At 67.2% G+C, this 25,456-nt stretch carries 15 protein-coding genes; 4 read left to right on the top strand and 11 right to left on the bottom strand.

The window, feature by feature from the left end; translation table 11 throughout:
- Window positions 1-267: 267 nt before the first annotated feature.
- Window positions 268-7,866, bottom strand: a complete 7,599-nt coding sequence (locus tag ACQY68_RS06000) for a putative Ig domain-containing protein (RefSeq protein WP_428152141.1) — start codon at window positions 7,864-7,866, stop codon at window positions 268-270.
- Window positions 7,867-8,270: 404 nt separating this feature from the next.
- Between ACQY68_RS06000 and ACQY68_RS05995 the strand changes: the two genes are divergently transcribed.
- The 4 genes from ACQY68_RS05995 to ACQY68_RS05980 all read left to right on the top strand — a co-directional run bounded on the left by ACQY68_RS05995 (window position 8,271) and on the right by ACQY68_RS05980 (window position 10,551).
- Window positions 8,271-8,810 carry a phage tail protein gene (locus tag ACQY68_RS05995; RefSeq protein ID WP_428152140.1) on the top strand — a complete coding sequence of 180 codons (540 nt, stop codon included), beginning with the start codon at window positions 8,271-8,273 and terminating at the stop codon, window positions 8,808-8,810.
- A gap of 86 nt (window positions 8,811-8,896) precedes the next feature.
- On the top strand, window positions 8,897-9,436 hold the full coding sequence (locus ACQY68_RS05990; RefSeq protein WP_428152139.1) for a phage tail protein: 540 nt from the start codon (window positions 8,897-8,899) through the stop codon (window positions 9,434-9,436).
- A gap of 36 nt (window positions 9,437-9,472) precedes the next feature.
- Entirely contained in the window at window positions 9,473-10,012 is a 540-nt protein-coding gene (locus ACQY68_RS05985; protein ID WP_428152138.1) for a phage tail protein, read from the top strand.
- A gap of 221 nt (window positions 10,013-10,233) precedes the next feature.
- Window positions 10,234-10,551, top strand: a complete 318-nt coding sequence (locus ACQY68_RS05980; RefSeq protein WP_428152137.1) for a GNAT family N-acetyltransferase — start codon at window positions 10,234-10,236, stop codon at window positions 10,549-10,551.
- Here ACQY68_RS05980 and ACQY68_RS05975 read toward each other — a convergent pair.
- From ACQY68_RS05975 to murC, 10 genes are all read right to left on the bottom strand, one after another.
- Window positions 10,544-10,822 carry a DUF6916 family protein gene (locus ACQY68_RS05975; protein ID WP_428152136.1) on the bottom strand — a complete coding sequence of 93 codons (279 nt, stop codon included), beginning with the start codon at window positions 10,820-10,822 and terminating at the stop codon, window positions 10,544-10,546. The two genes, ACQY68_RS05980 and ACQY68_RS05975, sit on opposite strands and share 8 nt — an antisense overlap.
- 760 nt (window positions 10,823-11,582) lie before the next feature.
- Complete coding sequence (locus ACQY68_RS05970; protein ID WP_428152135.1) at window positions 11,583-13,028, bottom strand: M20/M25/M40 family metallo-hydrolase; 1,446 nt, start codon at window positions 13,026-13,028, stop codon at window positions 11,583-11,585.
- A 64-nt stretch (window positions 13,029-13,092) separates the two neighbouring features.
- Window positions 13,093-13,992 (bottom strand): UDP-3-O-acyl-N-acetylglucosamine deacetylase, encoded by a 900-nt coding sequence (gene lpxC / locus ACQY68_RS05965; protein WP_428152134.1) that lies wholly within the window; start codon window positions 13,990-13,992, stop codon window positions 13,093-13,095.
- 182 nt (window positions 13,993-14,174) lie between these two features.
- Complete coding sequence (gene ftsZ / locus ACQY68_RS05960) at window positions 14,175-15,725, bottom strand: cell division protein FtsZ (RefSeq protein ID WP_428152133.1); 1,551 nt, start codon at window positions 15,723-15,725, stop codon at window positions 14,175-14,177.
- Window positions 15,726-15,967: 242 nt separating this feature from the next.
- A complete protein-coding gene (locus tag ACQY68_RS05955) occupies window positions 15,968-19,384 on the bottom strand; it encodes a TonB-dependent receptor domain-containing protein (RefSeq protein WP_428152132.1) in 3,417 nt (1,138 codons plus the stop codon).
- Window positions 19,385-19,566: 182 nt separating this feature from the next.
- Complete coding sequence (ftsA, locus tag ACQY68_RS05950; protein WP_428152131.1) at window positions 19,567-20,895, bottom strand: cell division protein FtsA; 1,329 nt, start codon at window positions 20,893-20,895, stop codon at window positions 19,567-19,569.
- Window positions 20,896-20,927: 32 nt separating this feature from the next.
- Entirely contained in the window at window positions 20,928-21,818 is an 891-nt protein-coding gene (locus ACQY68_RS05945; RefSeq protein WP_428152130.1) for a cell division protein FtsQ/DivIB, read from the bottom strand.
- Window positions 21,806-22,744 carry a D-alanine--D-alanine ligase gene (locus tag ACQY68_RS05940; RefSeq protein ID WP_428152129.1) on the bottom strand — a complete coding sequence of 313 codons (939 nt, stop codon included), beginning with the start codon at window positions 22,742-22,744 and terminating at the stop codon, window positions 21,806-21,808. The genes ACQY68_RS05945 and ACQY68_RS05940 overlap by 13 nt, the downstream gene beginning before the upstream one ends.
- Window positions 22,745-22,760: 16 nt before the next feature.
- Complete coding sequence (gene murB, locus ACQY68_RS05935; RefSeq protein ID WP_428152128.1) at window positions 22,761-23,672, bottom strand: UDP-N-acetylmuramate dehydrogenase; 912 nt, start codon at window positions 23,670-23,672, stop codon at window positions 22,761-22,763.
- Between the two features lie 331 nt (window positions 23,673-24,003).
- Window positions 24,004-25,428, bottom strand: a complete 1,425-nt coding sequence (gene murC, locus ACQY68_RS05930; RefSeq protein WP_428152127.1) for a UDP-N-acetylmuramate--L-alanine ligase — start codon at window positions 25,426-25,428, stop codon at window positions 24,004-24,006.
- Between the last annotated feature and the right edge of the window lie 28 nt (window positions 25,429-25,456).

Raw genomic sequence — 25,456 nt, 5'->3', positions numbered from 1 at the left:
ACTGGGTGAAGTCGCAGCTTCCCGAAGACTTCCACGTCGATGTCGACAGCACCTTTCGGAACCGCACCGGACGAATGATGCTCTAGGGCCGCGCGCTTCTCGACCTGGCGGAGCTCTCGTGGCTCCGCCACCCGACCTGGAGACGAGCCAGCATTGGACCCACAGCCCCCACCCAACAACTGCCCTGCTGCTGTCCGGCTCACGTCAACTTCCGCCTGGCAGCGTCTCCGGTGGCTGTTTGAGCAGGTCAATTTGCTCCGGCCGCAGCTAGAACCGTGTCATCAACCTGAACTGCAGTCCCTGCGTTGAGGCGTTGGATCCCAGGGTCGTGCGGTAGCCGGCCGACAGGTTCAGACGGTCGTCGATAATCCAATGACCACCGAGGTCCACCGACAAACTGTCCCGCGACCAACCCTGCAGCCCCAGGCCGTAGCGCGGGCTGGCCAGCCAGTCGGCATAGGTCAGCGCCTGATCGCCGGGCTGTTCGAACTCGTGGCGCCACTCCATCCGCAAGGAGGGAGTGAACACGGTGCCACGGCCTTCGATCGCCCAGTCCACGCGGACGCCGAGGTTGCTGGTCAGGGTATCGACGTCCATGGCGTCATAGGTCAGGGCATAGAGTCCCGCACCCGTTTCACTGAATGCGTCCAGAGAGACCCGGCTGCTTTCCATCCGGCCATAGAGCGACTGATTGGACCCGCCCGTACGACGATCGTAGGCCAAGCCCAGCGAGCCGAACGTCATCGATCCCGACCGCTCGCCGAACGCATAGGTCGCTGCGTTCGTCGACCAGCGGCGGGTGTCATAGTCGAGATCGCCATGACCGATCATCCCGCTGAGGTGCAGGTCGGACGACGCGCGCCAGCTGCCATACGCGACCCCGACCGTGGAGCGGCCGTCGGAGGCCGTGCCCCGGTCACCGACCGTCGCATGGTCGCCGCCATAGCCCACGCCGCCGCCCAGGATCAGGGCGTCGGTCACCTTCATGTCGACTCCGGCGCTGAGGCCAGAGGTGCTGAACCGGGTGTCGCGCAGGCCGTCGGCGTCGCGGTGACCCCAATCCAGGCTGCCGCCGGCCCAGACGCCGACCGCGGATGGCCGGTAGCCTTGGGAACCGTCAGGACCTGCGGGTCCAGCCGTGCGCGCAGCCGCGCTCCCAGGCCGTCGGTCGTCACTGATACGGTCAAACATCGCGCGCTCGGCCTCACGCTCAGCCCGATCGCGGGGGTCGAGGCCGTCGGCATCCAGCTGGAGGCCCTGTCGCTGTTGCAGGACGATGTCGGGTTGGCCCCTTGGGCTCATCAGGGCGCTCATGTTCAGCGACAGGCCGTTCCGGCTGCTGTTGTCGCCGCCACGAATCTGCTCCAGCCGCTGGTTGAAGTTGTCCGTCTGGGCGCGGGCAAACCGGCGGGCCGCGTCGGCCTGGCTGGAGACAAGGCCCCGAACATCCGGGTCCAGCGCAGGATTGGGCCTGGGATCGACGGTGATCTGGACCACGCCGTTCGCGGTCGCCCCGGCGTTCGACAGGGTGAAGTTGACGTCCACCCGGCCGGAGAAGGCGCCGGCGGGCGTGAAGGTCAGGTCATAGGTCCGGGCCGAGGCCGTGCCGCCCGGCGTCAGGACTGCGGTCCCGGCGCCGGGGATCGAGAGGCTGGTGATGGCCGCGGCCGTGAAAGGACCGTTGCGGGCATTGGCGGTCAGGCTGACCGTGACGGGCCTTCCGGCGATGGTGGTCGCGGTGATGGTCGGCACGACCGGCGCCGGATCGGATTGCAGATCGATCCGGCCCGCGGCGGACTCGCCGAACGGCAGCAAGACCACATAGTCGAGAGACGTCGCGCCGGCGTCGGCCGCGCCGGGGGCGAAGCTCAAAATCAGGCCCGATACCGTCGCCGTCCCGAAGGCGGGCTGACGCGTGATGCGCAGACCCTGGAAGGGCCCACCCGGCAGGCTCGCGGTCGGCGACACCGTCACCGAGCCGTTGGTCGCCGCCCGCACAGCGAGGTCCGGCGCCTTGCCGGGAACGTTGAAAGTGAACACCGCAGGAGCGGATTCGCCTCCGGGTCCCACGGCGACGATCGTCACCCGATCGACGCCCATGAAGTTCGGCGCGGACGTGTAACGCAACCGGAAGGTCCGTCCGCCCCCGACCTGCATCATGGTCGGCAGGCCGAGCGAAACCTCCTCGATCACGGCGGCCCCAAACTGGGCGTCCACGGTGATCCGATAGCTGGTGACCGGGTTCGCGGTGGTGCTCACCAGATCGATGCTGGCGGATCCGCCGACACCGGACACGACCGGCGGCGACGGCGGGGGCGTCACCACGGGCGGCAGGGGCGCCGCGACCGTCAGGCTGACCGTCGCCGGCGCCGAGGTCCCGCCGGGACCCGTGGCCGTATAGGTGAAGCTGTCGGCGCCGGAGTAACCGGCCGTCGGGGTATAGGTGACGACCGCGCCGCTGACACTGGTCGATCCGTGCGCCGGTCCACTGGCCACCGCGATCGCGGTGTAGGAGCCGCTGATGGAGCTCGACAGATCGATCTGCGTCGCCGTGTTGTAAACCACCGATACGCCCGAACGGTTGGAGGCGACCGGCGCTGGCGGCACGGGCGCCGTTACGGTGAAGCTGCGTTGAACCTGGGTCGCCGTATTGTAGTTGGCGTTGCCCGCCTGGTCGGCGTTGATGGTGCAGGTTCCGGTCGTAACCAGGGTAAGGGTCGTTCCCGAGACGGTGCAGACCGGCGTCGTCGCAGAGCTGAACGCCACGGTCAGGCCTGACGAACTCGTCGCCGACAAGCTCAGCGGCGAGGCCGACAGCGAGGCGTTCGACAAGGCCCCGAAGGTGATGGTCTGAGTTGCCTTCGCGATCGTGCCGGACACAGTCGCCCCGGTCGCCGTGACTGGCGCGCCCTGGCTGTCCGTCGCCTGGATGGCGTAGCTGAAGGCGCCCGCCGTCGTCGGCGTACCGGTGACCGCCCCGGTCGAGGTGCTGAGACTGGTTCCGGCCGGCAGCGCTCCCGACGCCAGAGCATAGGTGTAGGGCGCGGTCCCGCCGGACGCGGGGTTCGACTGGCTGTACGAAGCCCCGACCGTGGCGCCAGTCGCTGCGCCGGGCGTCACGGCGAGCGTCGCCGGCGTGACGGTGAAGCTGCGTTGAACCTGGGCCGCCGCATTGTAGTTGGCGTTCCCCGCTTGGTCGGCGTTGACCGTACAGGTGCCCGTCGTGACGAGCGTCAGGGTCGTTCCCGAGACGGTGCAGACCGGCGTCGTCGCAGAGCTGAACGCCACGGTCAGGCCTGACGAACTCGTCGCCGACAAGGTCAGCGGCGAAGCCGACAGCGAGGCGTTCGACAAGGCCGCGAAAGTGATGGTCTGGTTCGCCTTCGCGATCGAGCCCGAGACGGTCGCGCCTGTCGCGGTGACGGGCGCTCCCTGACTATCGGTCGCCTGAATGGCGTAGCTGAAGGCGCCCGCCGTCGTCGGCGTGCCGGTGACCGACCCGGTCGATGTGTTCAGCGTGGTCCCGGCCGGCAGGGCGCCGGAGGCCAGGGCGTAGGCATAGGGCGCGGTTCCGCCGGATGCGGGATTCGACTGGCTATACGAAGCGCCAACCGTGGCGCCGCTGGCCGCACCGGGAGTCACCACCATCACCGCAAGGGTCACGGTGAAGCTGCGCTGGACCTGGGTCGCGGCATTATAGTTGGCATTCCCCGCCTGGTCGGCGTTGATGGTGCAGGTTCCGGTCGTGACCAGAGTCAGGGTCGTTCCCGAGACGGTGCAGACCGGCGTCGTCGTCGAGGTAAAGGCGACAGTCAGCCCGGACGACGCTGTCGCCGATAGCGTGAGCGGGGAAGCAGAGATCGAGGCGTTCGACAGCGCTGCGAACGTGATCGTCTGGTTACCCTTGGCGATCGTGCCGGAGACAGTCGCTCCGGTCGCCGTAACCGGCGCACCTTGGCTGTCTGTGGCCTGGATCGCATAGCTGAAGCCCCCCGCTGTTGTGGGTGTCCCCGTCACCGCGCCGGTCGAGGTGTTCAGCGTCGTTCCGGCGGGCAGGGCGCCGGAGGCCAAGGCATACGTATAGGGCGCGGTCCCGCCGGACGCGGGGTTTAACTGGCTGTACGAAGCGCCGACCGTGGCGCCAGTCGCGGCGCCGGGCGTCACGGCGAGCGTCGCCGGCGTGACGGTGAAGCTGCGTTGAACCTGGGCCGCCGCGTTGTAGTTGGCGTTCCCTGCCTGATCGGCGTTGACCGTACAGGTTCCCGTCGTGACGAGCGTCAGGGCCGTTCCCGAGACGGTGCAGACCGGCGTCGTCGCAGAGCTGAACGCCACGGTCAGGCCTGACGAACTCGTCGCCGACAAGGTCAGCGGCGAGGCCGACAGCGAGGCGTTCGACAAGGCCGCGAAGGTGATGGTCTGGTTCGCCTTCGCGATCGAGCCCGAGACGGTCGCGCCTGTCACGGTGACGGGCGCTCCCTGACTATCGGTCGCCTGAATGGCGTAGCTGAAGGCGCCCGCCGTCGTCGGCGTGCCGGTGACCGACCCGGTCGAGGTGTTCAGCGTCGTCCCGGCCGGCAGAGCGCCGGAGGCCAGAGCATAGGTGTAGGGCGCGGTTCCGCCCGATGCCGGGTTCGACTGGCTGTACGAAGCGCCGACCGTGGCGCCAGTCGCGGCGCCTGGGGTCACGGCGAGCGTCGCCGGCGTGACGGTGAAGCTGCGTTGAACCTGGGCCGCCGCGTTGTAGTTGGCGTTCCCTGCCTGATCGGCGTTGATGGTGCAGGTTCCCGTCGTGACGAGCGTCAGGGTCGTTCCCGAGACGGTGCAGACCGGCGTCGTCGCCGAACTGAAGGCCACGGTCAGGCCTGACGAACTGGTCGCCGACAGCGTGAGCGGCGAGGCTGACAGCGAGGCGTTCGACAAGGCCGCGAAGGTGATGGTCTGGTTCGCCTTCGCGATCGAGCCCGACACGGTCGCGCCCGTCGCGGTGACGGGCGCTCCCTGACTATCGGTCGCCTGAATGGCGTAGCTGAAGGCGCCCGCCGTCGTCGGCGTGCCGGTGACCGACCCGGTCGAGGTGTTCAGCGTCGTCCCGGCCGGCAGAGCGCCGGAGGCCAGAGCATAGGTGTAGGGCGCGGTTCCACCCGAGGCCGGGTTCGACTGGCTGTAGCTGGCCCCGACCGTCGCGCCGGTCGCGGCGCCGGGCGTCACCGACAAGCCCGATGGCGTCACGGTGAAACTCCGCTGAACCTGACTGGCGGCGTTGTAGTTGGCGTTGCCCGCCTGGTCCGCGTTGACCGTGCAGGTCCCCGTCGTGACGAGCGTCAGGGTCGTTCCCGAGACGGTGCAGACGCCCGTCGTGGCCGAGGTGAAGGCGACCGTCAGGCCCGAAGAACTTGTCGCCGACAGCATCAGCGGCGACGCCGACAAGGACGCATCCGACAAGGCCGCGAAAGTGATCGTCTGGTTGGCCCTGGCGATCGTGCCGGACACAGTCGCCCCGGTCGCCGTGACTGGCGCACCCTGGCTGTCGGTCGCCTGGATCGCATAGCTGAAGGCGCCGGCCGTCGTCGGAGTCCCCGTCACGGCGCCCGTGCCCGTGTTGAGCGTCGTCCCGGCGGGCAAGGCGCCCGACGCCAGGGCGTAGGTGTAGGGGGCGGTCCCGCCGGACGCCGGGTTGGCCTGGCTGTAGCTGTCTCCAACGGTCGTGCCCGTAGCGGCGCCGGGGGTCACGGCCAGGGTCGCCGGCGTGACGGTAAAGCTGCGCTGGACCTGGGTAGCGGCGTTGTAGTTCGCATCGCCCGCCTGATCGGCGTTGACGGTGCAGGTTCCCGTCGTGAGCAATGTCAGCGTCGTCCCCGAGACGGTGCAGACGCCCGTCGTGGCAGAGGTGAAGGCGACCGTCAGCCCCGATGAACTGGTCGCAGACAGGGTCAGCGGAGAGGCCGACAATGACGCATTGGCCAGAGCCGCGAAGGTGATCGTCTGAGATCCCTTGGTGATGGTCCCACTGACGGTCCCGCCGGTCGCTGTCGCCGGACTTCCCTGACTATCCGTTGCTTGAATGGCGTAACTGAACGCCCCGGCCGTCGTCGGCGTGCCGGTGACCGACCCGGTGGAGGTGTTCAACGTCGTCCCGGCCGGTAGGGCGCCGGAGGCCAGGGCATAGGTGTAGGGCGCGGTCCCGCCGGACGCCGGATTCGCCTGGCTGTAGCTGGCCCCCACCGACGCGCCGGTCGCCGCGCCGGGCGTCACCACCAACGCCGCGATGTAGCTGTAGGCGTTGGTCGCCGTCGCGGTTCCACCGGCCGTGGTGACGGCCACGTTGACCGTCCCGGTCCCGCCTGGCGTCGTCACCGAGATCGAAGTCGCGGTGTTGGCGGTGACAGTCCCGGCGACCCCGCCGAAGGTCACGGCGGCTGCGCCCGTCAGATTGGTCCCGGTGATGGTGACCGCGGTCCCGCCCGCTGCGGAGCCGGAAGCCGGAGACACCGCCGTGATCGTCGGCGCGGCGACATAGGTGTAGCCGTTGGTCAGGTTGCCCGTTCCACCCGCGGTCGTCACGCTGACCGAGACCGCGCCCGCGGAGCCGCTGGGCGCCGTCGCGGTGATCTGGGTGGCGCTGTTGATCGTAACGCCGGTAGCCGGATTGGCCCCGAAAGCCACAGCCGTGGCGCCGGTGAGGTTCGTTCCCGTGATCGTGACGCTGGTCCCGCCCGCCGTCGGTCCCGAGGTCGGCGCGACAGAGGTCACCGTCGGTGCGGTGACATAGGTGTAGCCGTTGGTCAGGGTCCCCGTGCCGCCCCCCGTCGTCACACTGATCGAGACCGTGCCCGCCGAGCCGCTGGGGGCAGTCGCGGTGATCTGGGTGGCGCTGTTGACCGTGAAGCCTGTCGCGGGATTGCCGCCGAAGGATACAGCGGTCGTCCCCGTGAGATTCGTCCCGGTGAGGACGACTGTGTTGGCGCCGCCCGTCGGTCCCGAGCTCGGCGCGGCTGACGTCACGGTCGGCGCGGCGGCGTAGGTATAGCCGTTCGTCGCTGTAGCCGTCTGACTGTCGGCAGTGGTGACCACCACATCGACCGCGCCCGCCGCATGGGCCGGAGCAGTGACGGTGATGGAGGTCGCGGACTGGGACGTGATCGACGCCGTGTTGCCGCCGAAGGTGACGGCGTTGCCGCTGGCGCTGAAGTTGCTACCCGTGATGGTGACGCTGTTTCCGCCTGCGGCCGAACCGCTGGTCGGGCTGAGGCTCGTGATGCTCGGCGCCGCGACCACCGTGACGATGATCGTATAGGTGGATGCGGTATCCCGTCCGGCGGTCGCTTCGTTACCGGCGCCAACTTCGAACGATCCGACGTGAGAGCCGGCAGCATACTGACTGATGGTCGAAGAAAGGGTGAGCGTGCCGGTCCCCGAAATTGCCTGGCTGGTTTGCCCGGCCGACGGCGTGTAAAAAATCGTCCTGCTGCCGGCCGCCTTCGACAATGTCCCGCCGCCGTCGAAGGCGAACGTGAAGGCGTTGCCGGCGCCGGACAGGTTGACCCGATTGTTCGTACCGCCGCTGTTGACGATGCTGCCGTTGAAGCGAACGGCAGCACCCGCCGTCGCCGCCGCCTGCGTCCCGGGACATGCGAACGCCGGAGCGGTCGGGGTCGATTCCGGGCTGACCGCCCCACCCTCGAAGATGTCGCTGGTTCCGGCAGATGCCAAAACGCGCAGATGGGCCAGGGTCCCCGATCCGCTGACGTTGGTTTCGGTGCGCGAAGCGCCGGCCGTAATCGTACAGAGCGACTGAGCCTGGGCCGCCGTCGTGGCGGCCATCATCACGAACAGGGTGGCGATCAGGGCGAAGACGCGTGCGATCATGCTCTTCGGCATGATCGACGGACGCGGGTCGGCGGCCGAACCGGCAGACGCAGTCGAGCGTGCTTTCGCGCGCGAAATTACTGGCATTTCATCTTCCCCCGACGCCCGCCCGGTCCCCACCGGAACGACCGCCCCCCAACGATCTTAACTCCCGCTTAACCGCAGGCTCGCTCACCGGTAGTACCACCCTAGGGTACAGTAAAGGCGCGCCATACAATTAAAGGTCGCAGACCGGGTCCCATCGACCCCCTTGTTCAATGCCCGCCTGGGTTTCCGGCGATAATCGCTCAGGTTGAATAAAACGGCTTGCGGCACAGCTTGTCCGGCTGCATGGTTCCACACGGGACACGCGAATGCCGGACGCGCACCAAATGTGCGCCATTCGCGTCAGGGAGGGGCAAGCCATGTCAGACTTCTTCATGGGCCAGGTCATGATGACCGGCTTCGGATATGCGCCGAGGAATTTCGCCCAGTGCAACGGGGCGTTGCTGAGCATCTCCCAGAACTCGGCGCTGTTCACGCTTCTGGGCGTCACCTATGGCGGGGACGGCGTCACGACCTTCGCCCTGCCCGACCTGCGTGGCCGGACACCCGCGGGCGGCGGGTTCAACTCGGTGGATCCCGCCTGGCAGCCGCCTTCCTATGCCTGGGGCCAGATCGGCGGCGTCGAGACTGTATCCCTGACAGGAGACCAGAACGGTCCGCACACCCATGGCATGACCGCCACCACGGCTGTGGGTACGAGCGCCTTCCTAGACGGTCAGCAGGTGTTGGCTCAGGCGAGCGGGTCGGGCCAACTGTATGGCGCGCCCCAGGCGCTCATTCCGCTGAGCGCCAATCCCACCTCGGTCGCAGGCAATGGTTCGCCGCACGACAACATGCAGCCGTACCAGGTGATCAACTTCAACATCGCGCTGTACGGGATCTATCCGTCGCGCGGCTGACCGCCCGCCGACGGGGCCGGCCATGGCCCGTCGGACGCCCTGTCGGCGCGTCGATGCCGACCACTTGAACAACGAGGATCAGAGACATGAGCGAGTGTTATGTCGGGGAAATCCGTCTCCTCCCGTACATGCGGGGCGCGCCGAGCGGCTGGCAGGTCTGCGACGGATCGTTTCTGCCGATCAACCAGTACGAAGTTCTGTACCAGCTGATCGGCACGACCTATGGCGGAGACGGTCAGACGACCTTCGCCGTACCGGATTTGCGCAGTCGCGTGCCCGTTCACCAGGGAACCGGCAGAGGCCTGACCCCGCGGGCTTTGGGAGAAACCGCGGGCGGGGAATCTGTGACCCTGATGCAGTCGCAGATGGGACCGCACGCCCACATGCCGCTGGCGTCCACAACCCCCGCGACCGGCAACTCGCCGGCGAACACGGTGCTGGCCGCGATCCCGGCGACGTTGAACGACACCTTCTTCAACCCCGACGCGGCCCAGAGCTCTCCTGTTGCCTTTCCGGCCACGATGATCCAGCCGGCCGGCGGCTCACAACCCCACGACAATACCGCGCCTACTCTGACGATGCAGTATTGCATAGCCTGGTCCGGCGTATATCCGGCTCAACCCTGATCCCGAAGTCACCATCGTTCAACTGAGGAAGTCGTCATGTCCGATCCCTATCTGGGTGAAGTGCAGATCTTCGGGTTCAGCTTCGCCCCGCGAAACTGGGCATTCGCCGCCGGTCAGAGCGTTCCACTGCGTCAGTACTCGGCGCTATATGCGCTCTACGGGACGGTTTTTGGAGGCGACGGCGTGACGACCTTCGCCCTGCCCAACCTCGCCAGCCGGCAGGCCTGCGGCCAAGGCCAGTCCCCGGGCAACTCCCGCCGCCAGATCGGCCAAACCTTCGGCACGCCGGCCGTGGCGCTCACCTCGGCCGAAATGCCCTTTCACAATCACGGCCTGAACGAATACGAGCCTTCCGATCCGACGGCTCTGACGGCCGTGCCGACGATCACGTCCGCGATCGGCATCGTCGGCAACGGGAACTTCCAGGCCTTTGCGGCCGTCGGGGCCGGCGCGACGGTGATGAACCCGAACGCGATCGGTATGTCAGGCAACGGGACGCCGCATGAAAACCGGCAGCCCTATCTGGGCCTCAACTATTCGGTCGCCCTGACCGGCGTCTTCCCTTCGTTCAACTGACGCCAGACGTTCCTCCGTTTCCGCCGGCGAAACCCCCGCCGCCTCCTCGCGGCCTTCGCCGTGCGGGGCTGGCGCTGCGCCCGGCCTGCGAGGCGGACCTTCCGTTCCTGGCCGACCTGTACGCCACCACGCGCGCCGGGGAGGTCGCCGCAGCGGGTTGGCCCGACACGGTCGCCGCGGCCTTCCTGGCCGGCCAGTTCGCGCTCCAGCACCGCCATTTCGTGGAAACCCAGCCCGCGACCGATTGCTGGATCGTGGAGCGGAATGCAGACGCTCTGGGCAGGCTCTACATCAATCGCGCTCATCGGGTCTGGCGGATCATCGACATCGCCCTGTTACCGGAATGCCAAAAGCAGGGGCTCGGAGGAATGCTTGTGCAGTGGGTCAAGTCGTCGGCCCGTGCGGCCCGGGCCGACGGTGTGGACCTTCATGTGCTCGACACCAACTGTCGCGCCGCTGCGCTCTATGCGCGTATGGGGTTCGCTTCGACGGACGCCGGCACGCCGACGCACCGCCACATGATCTGGCGCGTCAGTTGAAGACGGCCTGATACAGAACTCCGGCGTTGTCCCGCCCGATCGGCACGAGGAAGACCGATAGCTTGCCGAGTGTCGCGTTCGACAAGGCATAGAGCTTCTGCGGCAAGACCACCGCCGAGGCGCCCCGGAAGATGAGAGAGAAGGGCTGCCTCAGTCCGCCCCCGTGTGGCAGAGGCGCGACTTCGACCAATGTCAGCGCAAGCGCGGTCTCTCCCAAAGACAGGTCGAATTCCTGGTTCGCGGCACGCGAGAACCAATGCAGGTCCATCATGTCAGCTTTCTCCCTTCCGAACTCTACCACTCAGACGTGTTCAGGCAACGGGCTGCAAGCATCGGAATGTTGTCTTTGCGCCGTTGCCTGAGCTGCGTTGCCGCTGTCAGCTGAACTGCGCCCCAAGGCCCGGCAGGCGTATCTCCACGCTCACGCGAGGCCGCTTGCCAGGTGTGGTGAGCGGCCGTGTGGAACAGCCTCATGCCAGGTCGGGAGGCGCGATGCCTCTGGGTGTAGAAGGCGTAACCCTTCCATAGATCGACATGGAGCAGCCGCCGCGGCATGGATGTTCTGCGGTCTTCGTTTCGCCGCTTGAACGCATCGCGGTACCGGTGCCGAAACCCGGCTCCAACGCCCGGGGCTCGCGGCGGCCGCGCAGTCCGCTACCCCTACGGCCGGCCTTGTTTGGTGCGGGCGGCCGGGGTCGAACCGGCATGGGCAATGCCCGACGGATTTTCATACCACTTCGACTTTCGCCGCCGCCCAGATGAGCGTTCGTGGTCTGGACTATCCCTTCGTCGTAGCCCGAAGGCCTTAGACGCCGCCCGTCTAGTCTCTACACCTTCCCGCTTGGCGGCGGGCTTGGCTCGGGATCGCCATTTCACAGGGTTCCCCGACTTTGAGCGGTTCTACGTCCGGGATTTCCCCCGGCGCACTCAATCCTCAGCTTAAGTCCGTTGCGTCTACCAATTTCGCCACGCCCGCACTGTCGTCAGCCTTTACACAGCCGCCGGCCGTTGGGCCAGCGGCGGGCGTGCGGTCAGGGCGCTGGAACCGTCGGGGCCATGGCCCGGAAATCGACGTCGCTGTCCGCGACCAGCCAGACCAGGGCCGCCCAGGCGGCCACGTTCTGGCGCAACTGTTCGGGGTCGATCTTGTCCAGGGTGTCGTCGGCCGTGTGGTGCAGGTCGAAGTAGCGCAGGCCGTCCTGCTTCAGGCCGAACACCGGCACGCCGGCTTCGACGATCGGCCCGATGTCGGCGCCGCCCTCGGTCTCCGGAACGTTCGTGCGCAGCACCCCGATCGGATAGAGGACCCGGTTGGCTGCGTCAGCGAAGGCGCCGGTCTGGGCGCCGACCGGCAACTGCAGGGCATAGACACGGTCCGCGCCGAAATCGCTCTCGCCGGTGAAGACGTGGTTGGCCAGATCCTCGGCCGAGAGGCTGCGCAGGTAGGCGCCGCCGCCGTTGCCGGTGTTGGTCGGCTGGGCCACTTCTTCCGATCCGTACAGGATCACGCGCACGGTCCGTGCGGTACGGCCCTGTTCGGCGATGGCCTTGGCCGCCGCGATGGTGATCGCGCCGCCCGCCCCGTCGTCGATGGCGCCGGTGCCGAGGTCCCAGCTGTCCATATGCGAGCCCAGGACGATGATTTCGTCGGCCCGATCGCCACGCCCCGGCATGTCGCCGATGACGTTGTGCGAGGTGGTCTCATAGGTGTGGGCGGTCGACGACAGATAGATCCGCACCGGCTCGCCGTAGGACACAAGTCGGCTCAACTGATCGGCGTCAGGTGCGCTGAGTGCGAAGCCAGGCAGCGGGACCACGCCGTTCACATAGCGGGTCGTGCCCGTATGCGGCATGCGATGCTCGTCAGAACCGGCCGACCGCATGATGAAGGCCAAGGCCCCCTTCTGCGCCGCCACGGCGGGCCCCGCGCCGCGGATGCGGGTCAGGGGACCGTAACCGGCGCCCGACTGCATCGCGACCATCTGACCGGCATCGACGAAGGCGATCTTGCCGGCGAGCGACCCGTCGGGCGCCGCCTGCAGGTCTTCCAGCGAGGCGAAGCGGACGACCTCCGCCTCGATGCCGCCGGCGGGCGTGCCCGGGGAGTGGCCGAGGGCCGCGACCACCAGGCGCTGGGGATGGGCGCCGACGATGGAGGCGCTCTCCTCGCCGCGCTCCCAGCCGACCAGCGGGAACGCCTGGATGTGCACGTTGCGGAAGCCGAGTTCACGCATGTAGCCGGCCGCCCATTCGGCTGCGGCGGTTTCGGACGCCGAGCCTGCCGGACGCGGTCCGAACCGGGTCGTCAGCTGGGTGACATAGTCCATCGCGACGGTATCGTTCAGCGCCGCGTCGCGGACACGCTCGGCGTTGCGGATGGTCGCGGCGTCCTGAGCGACGACCGGCCCCGCCAGCGCAGCGGCCAGGGAGAGCGCGGACACGGCGGCAAGCGCCGAACGACGGACGGAAAGGGACATGCCGGAACTCCAGATCACGGGATGGCCGGGACCCTAGAGCGTGAATCAGGGAAGTAGAAGCGGCTTAGCCGACCTGGGCCAGCTGAGGCTCCAGAACCACCTCGCGCCAGGCATGCGGGGCGTCCAGCAGGGCGCGCACCAGCAGGTTGTTCACCGCGTGGCCGGCCTTGTAGCCTTCGTACCGGCCCAGCAGCGGCGCGCCCATGACATAGAGGTCGCCGATCGCGTCGAGCGCCTTGTGGCGCACGAACTCGCGTTCCATGCGCAGGCCGCCGGGGTTCAGGATATCGTCGCCGTCGATGACGACCGCGTTCTCGAGGCTGCCGCCGCGGGCCAGACCGGCCTGACGCAGGGCCTCGACCTCATGGGCGAAGCCGAAGGTGCGGGCGGCCATGATCTCGTCGCGGAACGTCTGTTCGTCGACGACGAAGTCCACGACCTGATTGCCGATGACCGGGCTGTCGAAGTCGATCTCGAACCGCATCTCGTAGCGGTCGCACGGGTAGAGGGCCGCATGCTTGTCGCCGTCCGTGACGTGGATCGGTTCCAGGATTTCGATGTAGCGCACCGGCGCTTCCTGACGGCGGAATCCGGCGCGGTCCAGCAACTGGACGAACGGCAGCGCCGATCCGTCGAGGATCGGCAGCTCCGGCCCATCGACCTCGACGATCACGTTCGACACGCCGAGGGCGCAGAAGGCGGCCATCAGATGCTCGATCGTCGAAAGGCGAACGCCGGCGGCGTTCTCGATCATCGTGTTCAGGCGGGCGTCGACCACGGCGTCGCCCGAGACGACGATGCGGTTGTCACGGTCGGTGATGTCGGTGCGGATGAAGACGATGCCCGTCCCGGTCGGCGCCGGACGGATGGCCAGACGGACCCGCTGACCGGTGTGCACGCCAACGCCCGCACAGATGGCGGGGGCGACCAGCGTCCGTTCGCGATGATCGTGGCGAGGCGGCAAGGTGTAATCCACTGAACGCCCGGCGCGGGGAAGCGCGCATGAGCGGAAGATCGATCCCTAACTGCAGTGCAGCAAGGCGAAAACCAAAGTCGGGTTTCGAATTGTTTCCGCTTCAGTAACCTTGGCCGTAAAGCAGAACGCCCCGGGTTTCCCCGGGGCGTTCGCGGTGGCTGTGGGCCGGATCAGTTGGCCAGGCGGCGCAGGAAAGACGGGATTTCCAGATCGTCCTCGGCGGCCGGAGCCTCGATTTCAGGCAGAGGCTGGGCCGTCTGACGCAGTTGGGGCTGACCGCGCGAGGCGTGCGGCGCCGGGGCATAGGCCGTCTGGGCGCGCGGCTTCTTGCCGAACAGGCTCCAGCCGGACTTGCGGTGATCGCGGTCGTCATAGGCGGGCTCGTCGTACTCCGCCGGCTGTTGAGCCTGCGGGGATGTCGGAGCGCGATCCAGATAGAGGTCGCCCTGGTCGGCCTGGGCGGCGACGGGGCGACGCCCTTCGGACTCGAAAGCCTCGACCCAAGGATCGACGATCGGGGCCAGAGTGCGCTCTTCGGCGACGTGAATCACCGGCTCAGGCGCGCGCGCGACGGGCTCGGGCGTCTGGAAGGTCGGAATGACCGGAGCAGGCTCGGGCGTACGATAGGTTTCGGCGCGGACGGGCTCGCGATAGGCGGGTTCCGGGGCACGCGGCGCCTCGGCGACCGGCGCGGAGCGGCGCGGATCGTGGAAAGCGGTCTGGCGCGTGGTGGCCGGCTCGATCTTGGCGGTCGCGACCTCGTCCATGCCGGTGGCGACGACGGAGACGCGGATCTTGCCGTCCAGGGCCGGATCGAAGGCTGCGCCGAAGATGATGTTGGCGTCGCCGTCCACCTCGGCCGAGATGGCGTTGGCGGCCTCGTCGACTTCCAGCAGGGTCATGTCCAGACCGCCGGTGATGTTGACCAGAACGGCCTTGGCGCCCTTCAGCGAGGTCTCGTCCAGCAGCGGGTTGGCGATGGCGTTCTGCGCGGCCAGCAGGGCGCGGTCGTCGCCCGAGGCCTCGCCGGTTCCCATCATCGCCTTGCCCATTTCGGACATGACGGCGCGGACGTCGGCGAAGTCGAGGTTGATCAGGCCCGGCAGGATCATCAGGTCGGTGATCGAGCGGACGCCGGAGTGCAGAACCTGGTCGGCCATGCCGAAGGCGTCGGCGAAGGTCGTGCGCTCGTTGGCGACGCGGAACAGGTTCTGGTTCGGAATGACGATCAGGGTATCGACGTAGCGTTGCAGCTCGGCGATGCCCGCATCGGCCAGACGCATGCGGTGGCGGCCTTCGAAGGTGAAGGGCTTGGTCACGACGCCGACGGTCAGGATGCCACGATCGCGCGCCCGCTTGGCGATGATCGGCGCGGCGCCGGTTCCGGTGCCGCCGCCCATGCCGGCGGTGATGAAGATCATGTGCGCGCCTTCCAGGTGCGCGTCGATCTCGTCGGCGCTCTCCTCGGCGGCGTTCATGCCGACTTCCGGATGGGCGCCGGCGCCGAGGCCCTGGGTGATGGTTTCGCCCAGCTGGATGCGGCGGTCGGTCTTGGCGAAGCTGAGGTGCTGGGCGTCGGTGTTGGCGACGACGAACTCGACCCCTTCAAGGCCGGCGTCGATCATGTTGTTGACGGCGTTTCCGCCTGCGCCGCCGACGCCGAAGACGACGATCCGGGGCTTCAATTCCGTAGCTGAAGGACGCACCAGCGAGAGAGACATTTCCAAACCGACCTTTGTTCCGACCCTGCCCCTTGAACGTCCAGTGCGAAGTCCCCGCCGATTCGCATTGGTTATGAGCGCGTTAAGGATCGCTCATCGTCGTTAAGGGAAGGTTACCGGATAGCGTGAGTCGGACGCCTGACGAGGCCTGTCCCCAAGCGTGACCGCAGAATTCGAGCGATCGGGCAAAGAAAAGGGCGGCCCGAGGGCCGCCCTTTCCGTCTTGGTTCTGACCGAACCCCTTACCAGGGACGGTAGTTCAGGCTCACGTTGAAGCGACGGCCGTAAGGGTCGAAGTTCGAGTAGAGCGTCGCGCCCAGAATGTCGCGCTGGCGAGCATCGAAGGCGTTGCTGACACCGACCCGCAGCGTCAGGTCCTCACGGACGTTGAAGCGGGCGCCGAAGTCGTGGCGGGTGAAGTTGCCGGTGTTGTAGTAATCCACCGGGCGGCTGTCGATGTTGTTGATCAGGTCGCGAGCCTGGACGATGTCCTGAGCCGTTTGCCAGTCAACAACCCAGGTCAGGTCGACGAGATCGTTCGGGCTCCACACCAGGGTGTTGGAGAAACGAAGCCGCGGGTACGAACCACCTTGCTGCAGCGTGCTGGCGAACTCGGTGAAGTCGTTCGGGTTGTCGATGTTGTTGAACTGCTTCTGCTCGATCAGCCACGAACCCTGCAGCGAGGTGCGGAACGTACCGAAGTTACGGCCGAACATCTCTTCCGTGTCGAGCGAGTAGTTCGCGGTGAAGTCCAGGCCACGCACGGTGCGCTTGGCGTAGTTGATCGAGCCCTGGATGAAGCCGCCGATCGGGTCGCCCGAGGGGGCGCCGACCTTGAAGGCTTCGGACCGATCGGCCGCCGACGTCCCGGCGACCGGAGCAACGCGACGGAAGATCGTGTTGCAGGCGCCGCTGTTCAGGGTCGGACCGTTTACGCAGTTGTTCGCCGCGGTCTGGGCGGTCACAGCCGCGATGACCTGATCGATCTCGATCTCGTAATAATCGAGGACGAAGCTGAAGTTCGGAACGTAGCTCGGCGTCCACACCGTCGAGAAGGTGAAGGAGTTGGACTCTTCCGGGGTCAGGAACGGGTTGCCGCCGAGGACGCCGGCGACGTTGGAGCTGTAGATCGGCGCATAGTCGTCGTTCGGATCCAGCGTGGTGCCGCCGAAGTCGTAGGTCAGACCCTTGGCCGCCGCCAGCGCCGTACAGTTGGCGATGCGATTGGCACGAATGTCGGCCGCCAGGGTCGAGTTGGTGATGTTGGCGGTCGAGCAGGGATCGTTGATGGTGGCGAAGGTCTGGCCGTTCGGCGAGAAGTTTTCGTTCAGCGTCGGCACGCGGACCGAGGTGTTGTAGCTGGACTTGATCGCGAAGTCCGAGATCGGACGATAGACCAGGTTCACGCCGTAAACATCGGTGTTGCCGACCGTCGTGTAGTCCGAATAGCGGTAGGATCCGCTCACCTCGGCGTACTGGCCGAGCCAGGTGTCGCGGAACAGCGGCACCGAGATTTCGGCGAAGGCTTCCTTGGTTTCGTACTCGACGTAGGGCTGGTCCGGGCTGGTGTTCAGGAACAGCTGACGGTCGCCCGTGTCACGGCTGCGGCCGACGCCTTCGGTGGATTCACGACGGTATTCGCCACCGACGGCGAGACCGATCGAGCCGGCGCCCCAGAAGTCCCAGAGCTGACCCGAAACCGAACCGATCAGGTTTTCCTGTTCGTTGGTCTGACGGACGGTCACCGACGCGTAGGTCACGGCAAGCGCGGCCGGGTCGGCAGCGCCCTGGCCGAAGACGTTGATCGGCTTACACGCGGCGATTGCGGCGCGGCCTTCGGCGCGAGCGCGCAGGTCCCCGAAGGTGCCCGCAGTCTGGCCCGCCTGGGTGGACCAGTCGCGAATGCCGCCGAGGCCCGTCGTCGCGTTCGTCATCGCGGTGTTGGTCTTGGCCAGGATCTGCACGCGGCAGACGATTTCGCCCGGACGGCCGTTGACGATACCGGCGGTGTCAACGACGGCGTCTGCGCCGAGAACGTAACGCTGCGTATCGACAGCGATTTCCTCGTTGGAGTTCTCGAGCTTGCTGTAGGTGTAGGCCAGATCCCAGCTGAGATTGCGGACCGGCCCAACGTCGCCGTGTTGGCCGCTCAGGGCCGCCACATAGCGCTGCAGTTCGCGGGTGTTGTCCTGCGAGCGGTCCTCACCGAAGGTCACGTGACGCGCCCAGGGAGCGGCGGTGGGCGCCAGGGCCGCGCCCGGAGCCGTGACGGTCGGGTTGGTGTAATTGGTGACCGTATTGCTCAGGATCGCGGCACGAAGCGCCGAGGGCAGATAGGCGTTGTCCGAAACCCGCAGGACCTGGTTCTGATTGCTCGGCGTGATGCCCGTGCGGCCGTTGGTTTCGTTGGCGGCATAGGCGGCGTCGTTCAGGTAGAAGTCGAAGAAGGTCGGCTGAGCGGTCGCGAAGGTGGTTTCCGTGACGTATTTGGCTTCCAGCAAGCCCGAGATCGAGTCCGTCAGACGGAAGTTGGCGCCGGTCTGGTAACGCTGCGCCTCGACCGAACCCGTGCGATCGGTCTGGTTGAAGAAGGCGGGGTTCTCACCGTCGCCGCCGATGTTGAGGGTCCGGCTGGCGCCGACGTTGCCGATGCGCTGGCCGAAGTTGGCCAGACGGGCCGTGCCGCCTTGCGGGAAGACCCAGGTCTTGGTGGGATCGACGCTGTAGCAGGTGGCCTGGGTGAAGGCCGTGCAGTTCGTGACGCCGACCAGGGGATTGTTGAGCGCGCTGGGCTGCTGCGTGTTGGCGATCGTCGTCTGACCGCCGCGCGGGCGGGAAATCGTGTTCAGGCCGCAGAACACGCGGTTGTCGAACTGATCATCAACCGGCAGGCCGGCGGCGAGGGAGGTGGGGTCGGTGTCGACGCCGACCAGGGCGCAGCCGTCGGCGAGGAAGCCCAGATCGAGCGTGCCAACGCCGTCCAGCTTCTCATACTCGCCGAACGCATACAGGTTCAGACGGTCGTCGAAGAAGTTCTTGCCGACCAGCAGCGAGGCGCGACGGCCGTAGTTGTCGCCGTAGCGCGACAGCTGGTTGCCGTAGAGGTCGAGCTCGAGGCCCTCGAAGTCCTTGCGGAGCGTGAAGTTGATCACGCCGGCGACGGCGTCAGCGCCGTACACCGACGAGGCGCCGCCGGTGATGATCTCGATGTTCTCGATGAGCAGGCGCGGAATGGTGTTGACCGAAACCGCGAGGCTGCCGCCGACCGAACCGACCTGGCGACGGCCGTCGATGAGGGTCAGCGTGCGGTTGGTGCCGAGCGCGCGCAGGTTGGCGATGTTCAGACCCTGGGCGTTCAGGACGCCGCCGACGTTGTCGGTCGGGATCTGGGAGTTCGACAGGGCCGGGATCTGGGCGAGGTAATCGATCAGGGTCGCCTGGCCAGTCGCGAGCAGCTCTTCACGCTTGATCTGGATCAGCGGCGTCGGCGAGGTCGTCGGGTCGCGACGGATACGCGATCCGGTGACGACCACCTCTTCCACCTGCGTGGAGGCTTCGTCCTGGGCCGGCTGGCTCGATTGGGCGAACGCCGGAGCGGACATCGTCAGCACCCCCGCGAGGACGGTGGTTCCGAAGAGATACTTGCGAGTGGTTAGCATGGTGCTTGGCCCCGGTGACTGAATGACGCGCGGCAGACCTCTGCGAGTCTGACCGTTCTGGCCCGTTGCTAGTCAGAAGATGTCGAGGGGGCAACCATTGGGGCGCGACTGAGGCAAACGGAACTCGGATTTGTTACACTTCGGACACACCAAGGACACAGCCGGGCAGATCGCCAGGTCCCCTACAGGTTGTCGCGCAACCAGCCTGCAGCCCGCGCCACGAGATTTCCGCTCTGCACGCGCGGGGCGTCGGCAGCGGTGATCTGGCGCGACATGAGTTTCCGCGCGGACACGGCCTCACGCGGACCATAGGCGGCGCGCAGCAGAACGCCGGCGGCCGAACAGAAGGCGGGACCGGCCGCCGAATCCGCCAGGTGAGGCGCGCGTTGGGGGCGTCCCAGACGGACGGGACGGTCGAAGACGCGCACCGCGAGCTCTCGCACCCCGTTCAGCTGGCTGGCGCCGCCTGCAAGCACGAGGCCGGCGCCGGGCTCCAGGCCCACCCCGGCGTTGCGCAGACGATCACGCAGCAGTTCGAGCGTCTCTTCGACACGGGGCGCGATGACGGTCTTCAGCATCGCGCGCGGCACGATGACCGGCCCGGCGCCGGCATCCTCGCCGCGCGGCGGGGCCTCGAGCATCTCGCGGTCCTCGTTGGCGCTGGCCATGGCCGAGCCGTGGAGGGTCTTCAGTCTTTCAGCCCCCGCCTTGGAGGTCGACAGGCCGCGCGCGATGTCCGCCGTGACGTGGTCGCCGCCGACATTCAGCGATTCGATGTGCAGCAGGGACCGTCCGCCCCAGACGGCGGCGGAGGTCGAGCCGCCGCCCATGTCGATGCAGACACAGCCCAGGTCCATCTCGTCCTCTTCGAGCGAAGCGAGCGAGGAGACCACCGGCGCCGCAGCCACGCCCTGCAGATCGAGATGGGCCAGTTCCAGGCAGTGGCTCAGTGAAGCGAAAGCACCCTCCGCCATCGACACGACCAGCAGATCGAGCCCGAGGGAATGGCCGCGCATGGCGCGCGGATCGTGAACGCCACGCGCGCCGTCGACCGACCAGGCGATCGGCAGGACGTGGATAGGTCGGCGATTCGGCAGGCGAATCTGGGCCAAGGCCATGCCGATCGCGCGCGCCAGATCGGCGTCGCCGACCGGATTGGCGCCCAGCGAGACGCGGGCCTGCACCCGGTGGCTGGCCATCTGGCCGATGGCGGTGGTGACGATGACGCCGGAGACGGGCGCCCCGGCGGTGCGTTCGGCGCGTTCGACGGCGTGGCCGATGGCCTGCGCCGCCTCGTCCATGTTCACGATGGCCCCGCCCCGCACGCCCTTGGACTGGACGTGGCTGGCGCCCGCGACGCGGATGGTCCGGTCGGCATGGCGCACGCCGTCGGGCTTCATGATGAAGCAGGCGACCTTGGACTGACCCAGATCGAGCGCAGCGACCACAGGCGCGCGCGCCGCCGCCCTGCCCGCCTCGGTCGTCGTCGGATCCGCCTTCTTGCCCGCCATCTTGCCTGCCGCCCTTACTCGAAACCGTGTTGTTAGATGCCGGCGCCCGGCCGAACCGCGACCTGGCCTTCGGTGCGCAGATCTATGCGAGCGAAGCCCAGCTCGAGCAGCCGCTCGCGCTGATCCAGCGCGTCGAGCTGGATCAGGGCCGCTTCCTGCTTCACGGCAGGCAGCTGGATGATGCCGCCGTCCTTCAGACGCAGGTCCCAGCGCCGCTCGTCCACCCGCACCAGGGCGTCGATCCGGCTCATCAGACGGGGCCGCTGGGCCAGCAGCGGCAGGATATCGCCGGCCGCCTTGTCCGCGCCCGCGCCCACCACCAGCGGCAATCCCGGATAGCGACCCGCATCGGCGCCAGGAATGGTGCGTCCCTCGCCGTCGATGACGAAGACGCGCCCACCCGTCTGCCACACGGCCAGGCGGTCATGTTCCTTGATCTCGACGATCAGGGTGTCGGGCAACAGCCGCACCACGCGCGCCTCCTTCACCCAGCCCACGGCCTGAACGCTGGCCTGCAGGGCGTCCAGATCGAGGTTGGTGATCGGCTGCCCGGCCTCGACGTTCAGCGCGCGTTGGATCGCGGGGGTCGCCTCGGCCGAGGCGCCGGTGATGTGCACCCGGCGAAGCTTCAGCCCCATGCCGGTCGTGATCTGGTCCACGCCGTGAGTGACGGACTGGCCGATGCGCTCGGCCCGGGCGCCGGTCGCCAGCACCAGAGCCAGCACGCCGAAGCCGGCGCAAATAGACAGCACGACCGCGCGCGGCGTCAGGTCCAGCTTGCCCAGCGCGGCCATCTTGCCGGGAACGCCGCCGGCGTTGCGGGGCGCATTGCGTGAACGAGCGCCCTGCCCCTTAGGCACGGCGCTTCGCTTGGGCGCAGACGCGACACTCGCGCGCCGACCGCCGCGAACTACCGCGGGCATGAGGCGTCCTCCACCATCCACCGGACCAGATCTTGATAGCTCATCCCGACGTAGGCGGCCTGCTCCGGGAACAGAGAGGTTGGCGTCATACCGGGCTGGGTATTGACCTCCAGCAAGACGAGTTCGTCCTTAACATCGTCATAACGGAAATCGGCCCGCGAGACGCCTCGGCACCCCAGTGCGGCATGCGCCTGCTCGGATTCCCTCAGCGCCGCCTCGAACACATGGGCCGGAAGTTCGGCGGGTAACTTGTGGACAGATCCGCCCGGGGCGTATTTGGCCTCGTAGTCGTAGAAGCCTTTGACCGGTGTGATGTCGGTGACCGTCAGGGCGCGTGGCCCAGTCATCTCGCCGATCACGGCGACGGCGAGTTCCTTGCCCGGGATGTAGGGCTCGACCATCACCTGTTCGCCATAGGTCCAGTCATCGGCGCCGACCTCCGTCTGAGGGCCGTTGGCTCCAGCCATGACCAGGTAGACGCCGACGGACGAGCCTTCGGCGTTCGGCTTGATGATGTAGGGGGGCTCGATGACGTGGCGGCTGGCCACCTCATGGCGGTCGAACAGGCCGCCGCCCGGCACCTTGATGCCCGCCGCGCCCAGCACGGCCTTGGTCTTGTCCTTGTCCATCGTCAGGGCGGACGGCAGGACGCCGGAATGGGTGTAGGGAATCTGGAGGGTCTCGAGGATGCCCTGGACGCATCCGTCCTCGCCCCAGTCGCCGTGCAGGGCGTTCAGGACGACGTCGGGCTTCAGCGCCGCCAGCACCTGGGCCAGGTCGCGACCGGCGTCGACACGGGTGACCTTGGCGACCTGCCCTTCCAGAGCGTCCGCGCAGCCCTTGCCCGAGGACAGGGAAACGTCCCGCTCGGAGGACAATCCGCCCATCAGGACGGCGACGTGCATCTCTGACAGGGAACGGGACATGGTGCGTTCTGCGCGGTTACAGGGGGCGGCCGATCCTCTTGATCTCCCATTCAAGGTTTACGCCGAGTTTACTTTGAACGTCGGACCGGACGGTTTCCCCCAATCCTTCGATATCGGCAGCCGTGGCCTCGCCGGGATTGATCATGAAATTGGAATGGAGCTCGCTGAACATCGCCCCGCCGCCGGTGACGGCATGCAGCTTGCCGCGCCAGCCGGCTTCGTCGACCAGTTTCCAGGACGAATGGCCGGGCGGGTTCTTGAAGGTCGAGCCGCCGGTCTTTTCGCGGATGGGCTGGGTCTGCTCGCGGCGCGAGGTGATCTCGGCGATACGGGCGGCCACCGCCTCGGATTCGTCCGGCGTCCCGCGATAGACGGCCTCAATCCAGATGATGTCGGCCGGGGCTTCCGAGTGGCGGTAGGTGTAGCCGAAGTCGGCCAGCGAATAGTCGATCCGGTCCCCCGCCCGCGTCAGGCCCCAGGCCGAGACGAGGATGTCCTTCGTTTCCGAGCCGTAGCAGCCAGCGTTCATGGTCAGGGCGCCGCCGATGGTGCCGGGGATGCCGGCGTAGAACTCGAGCCCGGCCAGGCCCGCTCTCGCCGAAGCCTTGGCGACCATGGCGTCCAGGGCGCCTGCGCCGGTCGTGATGGTGTCGCCTTCAGTCGTGATCCCGGCGAAGGGCCGGCCCGCCAGCCGGATGACCACGCCCTCGACCCCGCCGTCACGAACGATGACGTTGGAGCCCACGCCCAGCACCATGGCCGGAACTGTCGGATCGAGCGCCTTCAGAAAATCGGCGAGGTCATCGGCGTCGGCCGGGATGAACAGGATGTCGGCAGCGCCGCCGACCCTGAACCACGTGAAGGGGCCGAGCGGCTCGTCGCGGAGCAGCTTGCCGCGCACTTCGGGAAGGGTGTCTCGCCAGGCCATGCTCTTTTCCGCTCATCCCCGCGAACGCGGGAACCCAGTGCTGTGGGTGCGAGGTGTATGCGGGTCGCATACGCGTTGTCCAACGCGGCTGGACTGCGACTCCACATTGAGGACTTTATTCCTTTCGGCGCCTTGCGCACCGCTTCAGGAAACTCCATCTGCCGAAGTCGGTCTTTGACATCGTCAGGCGTTCAGACGGACCATCCGATACACCGGAATTTCCGATAATACCTGCACCGTTGTCCACGCAGGTAATCTAATCCGCTGATTTAAAACAACTCGCCTTGCACTGCTTGCACTCCAAAAATCGGAAACAGTGCAAGCTCACCGCCTAGCCGCCCAAAGCCTCCAGTTGCGCCGGCAAGGCATAGGCCCAGGCCGTGATGTCCCCGGCGCCCAGCAGGACGACCACGTCTCCGGATTTGGCCTCTTCCGCGATCACGCGCGGCAGGACGGCCGCGTTCTCCAGCGCCGATACACGCAGATGCCCGTAGCGACGGATCCCATCCACGAGCGCCTGCTTGTCCACGCCCTCGATCGGGGCCTCGCCCGCCGCATAGACGTCGGCGACGATGACGCTGTCGGCGTCCGAGAAACTGGTAGAGAACTCGTCCATCAGGTCGCGCAGGCGGGTGAACCGGTGCGGCTGGACGACGGCGATCACGCGGCCTTCGGCGACCTGACGGGCGGCCTTCAGCACAGCGGCGATCTCCACCGGATGGTGGCCGTAGTCGTCGACGATGCGAATGCCGTTGACCACGCCGGTCGTCGTGAATCGCCGCTTCACGCCCGCGAACGAGGCGAGGCCCGAACGGATGGCGTCGTCGGACACATCCAGTTCCCGCGCCACGGCGATGGCGGCCAGGGCATTGGCGACATTATGCCAGCCGGCCATGGGCAGGTGCAGGCCGGTGATGCGGACGGGCTCGGCGCCGCCCCGGTCCTGTATGACGACGTCGAACCGCGCTCCGTCCGGGCTCATGTCGCAGTTGTCCGCCCGCACCATGGCCTGTGGGTTCATGCCGTAGGTGACGATCCGCCGGTTATCGATCGAGGCGACCAACCGCTGCACTTCCGGGTGGTCGAGGCAGACTGCAGCAAAGCCGTAGAAGGGGATGTTCTCGACGAAGTCGCAGAACGCTTTCCGCACCGCATCGAAGTCGCCGTAGTGATCCAGATGCTCCGGATCGATGTTGGTGACGATGGCCACCGTCGACTTCAGGCGCAGGAAGCTTCCGTCGCTCTCGTCGGCCTCGACCACGATCCAGTCACCGTCGCCGACCTTGGCGTTGGTGCCGTAGGCGTTGATGATCCCGCCGTTGACCACGGTCGGGTCCAGCCCCGCCGCATCCAGCAGGGCCGCGACCATCGAGGTCGTCGTCGTCTTTCCGTGGGTGCCCCCGACCGCGATCGAAAACTGCAGCCGCATCAGCTCGGCCAGCATCTCGGCGCGGCGGACCAGCGGAATGCGGCGCTCGCGCGCGATCATCATCTCCGGATTGGTCGCCTTGACCGCTGTGGAATAAACCACCGCCGAGACGCCCTCGCCGACATGGGCCGCGTCGTGGCCGATGAAGATCTTCGCGCCGAGATCGGCCAGACGCTCGGTGTTGGCCGACGACTTGGCGTCCGACCCCTGCACCGAATAACCGATCTTGAGCATGATCTCGGCGATCCCGCTCATGCCGATCCCGCCTATGCCCACGAAATGCACGGGGCCGAGGTCGAACGGGACGGGGCGAAGGCGAGCGATCATGGAAGCGTCATAGCCATGCCGATTTCGA

Origin of the sequence: Brevundimonas sp. (genome assembly GCF_965278935.1) — a bacterium.
Taxonomy (GTDB): Bacteria; Pseudomonadota; Alphaproteobacteria; order Caulobacterales; family Caulobacteraceae; genus Brevundimonas.
The sequence above is the reverse complement of the archived record's forward strand: the minus strand, read 5'-3'. Positions and strand labels throughout refer to the sequence as shown.

Excerpts from the sequence above, each read along its gene's own strand:
- ACQY68_RS06000 (WP_428152141.1), bottom strand. The coding sequence starts at position 7,866 with ATGATCGCACGCGTCTTCGCCCTGATCGCCACCCTGTTCGTGATGATG.
- ACQY68_RS05995 (WP_428152140.1), top strand. The coding sequence starts at position 8,271 with ATGTCAGACTTCTTCATGGGCCAGGTCATGATGACCGGCTTCGGATAT.
- ACQY68_RS05990 (WP_428152139.1), top strand. The coding sequence starts at position 8,897 with ATGAGCGAGTGTTATGTCGGGGAAATCCGTCTCCTCCCGTACATGCGG.
- ACQY68_RS05985 (WP_428152138.1), top strand. The coding sequence starts at position 9,473 with ATGTCCGATCCCTATCTGGGTGAAGTGCAGATCTTCGGGTTCAGCTTC.
- ACQY68_RS05975 (WP_428152136.1), bottom strand. The coding sequence starts at position 10,822 with ATGATGGACCTGCATTGGTTCTCGCGTGCCGCGAACCAGGAATTCGAC.
- ACQY68_RS05970 (WP_428152135.1), bottom strand. The coding sequence starts at position 13,028 with ATGTCCCTTTCCGTCCGTCGTTCGGCGCTTGCCGCCGTGTCCGCGCTC.
- ftsZ (WP_428152133.1), bottom strand. The coding sequence starts at position 15,725 with ATGTCTCTCTCGCTGGTGCGTCCTTCAGCTACGGAATTGAAGCCCCGG.
- ACQY68_RS05955 (WP_428152132.1), bottom strand. The coding sequence starts at position 19,384 with ATGCTAACCACTCGCAAGTATCTCTTCGGAACCACCGTCCTCGCGGGG.
- ftsA (WP_428152131.1), bottom strand. The coding sequence starts at position 20,895 with ATGGCGGGCAAGAAGGCGGATCCGACGACGACCGAGGCGGGCAGGGCG.
- ACQY68_RS05945 (WP_428152130.1), bottom strand. The coding sequence starts at position 21,818 with ATGCCCGCGGTAGTTCGCGGCGGTCGGCGCGCGAGTGTCGCGTCTGCG.
- ACQY68_RS05940 (WP_428152129.1), bottom strand. The coding sequence starts at position 22,744 with ATGTCCCGTTCCCTGTCAGAGATGCACGTCGCCGTCCTGATGGGCGGA.
- murB (WP_428152128.1), bottom strand. The coding sequence starts at position 23,672 with ATGGCCTGGCGAGACACCCTTCCCGAAGTGCGCGGCAAGCTGCTCCGC.
- murC (WP_428152127.1), bottom strand. The coding sequence starts at position 25,428 with ATGATCGCTCGCCTTCGCCCCGTCCCGTTCGACCTCGGCCCCGTGCAT.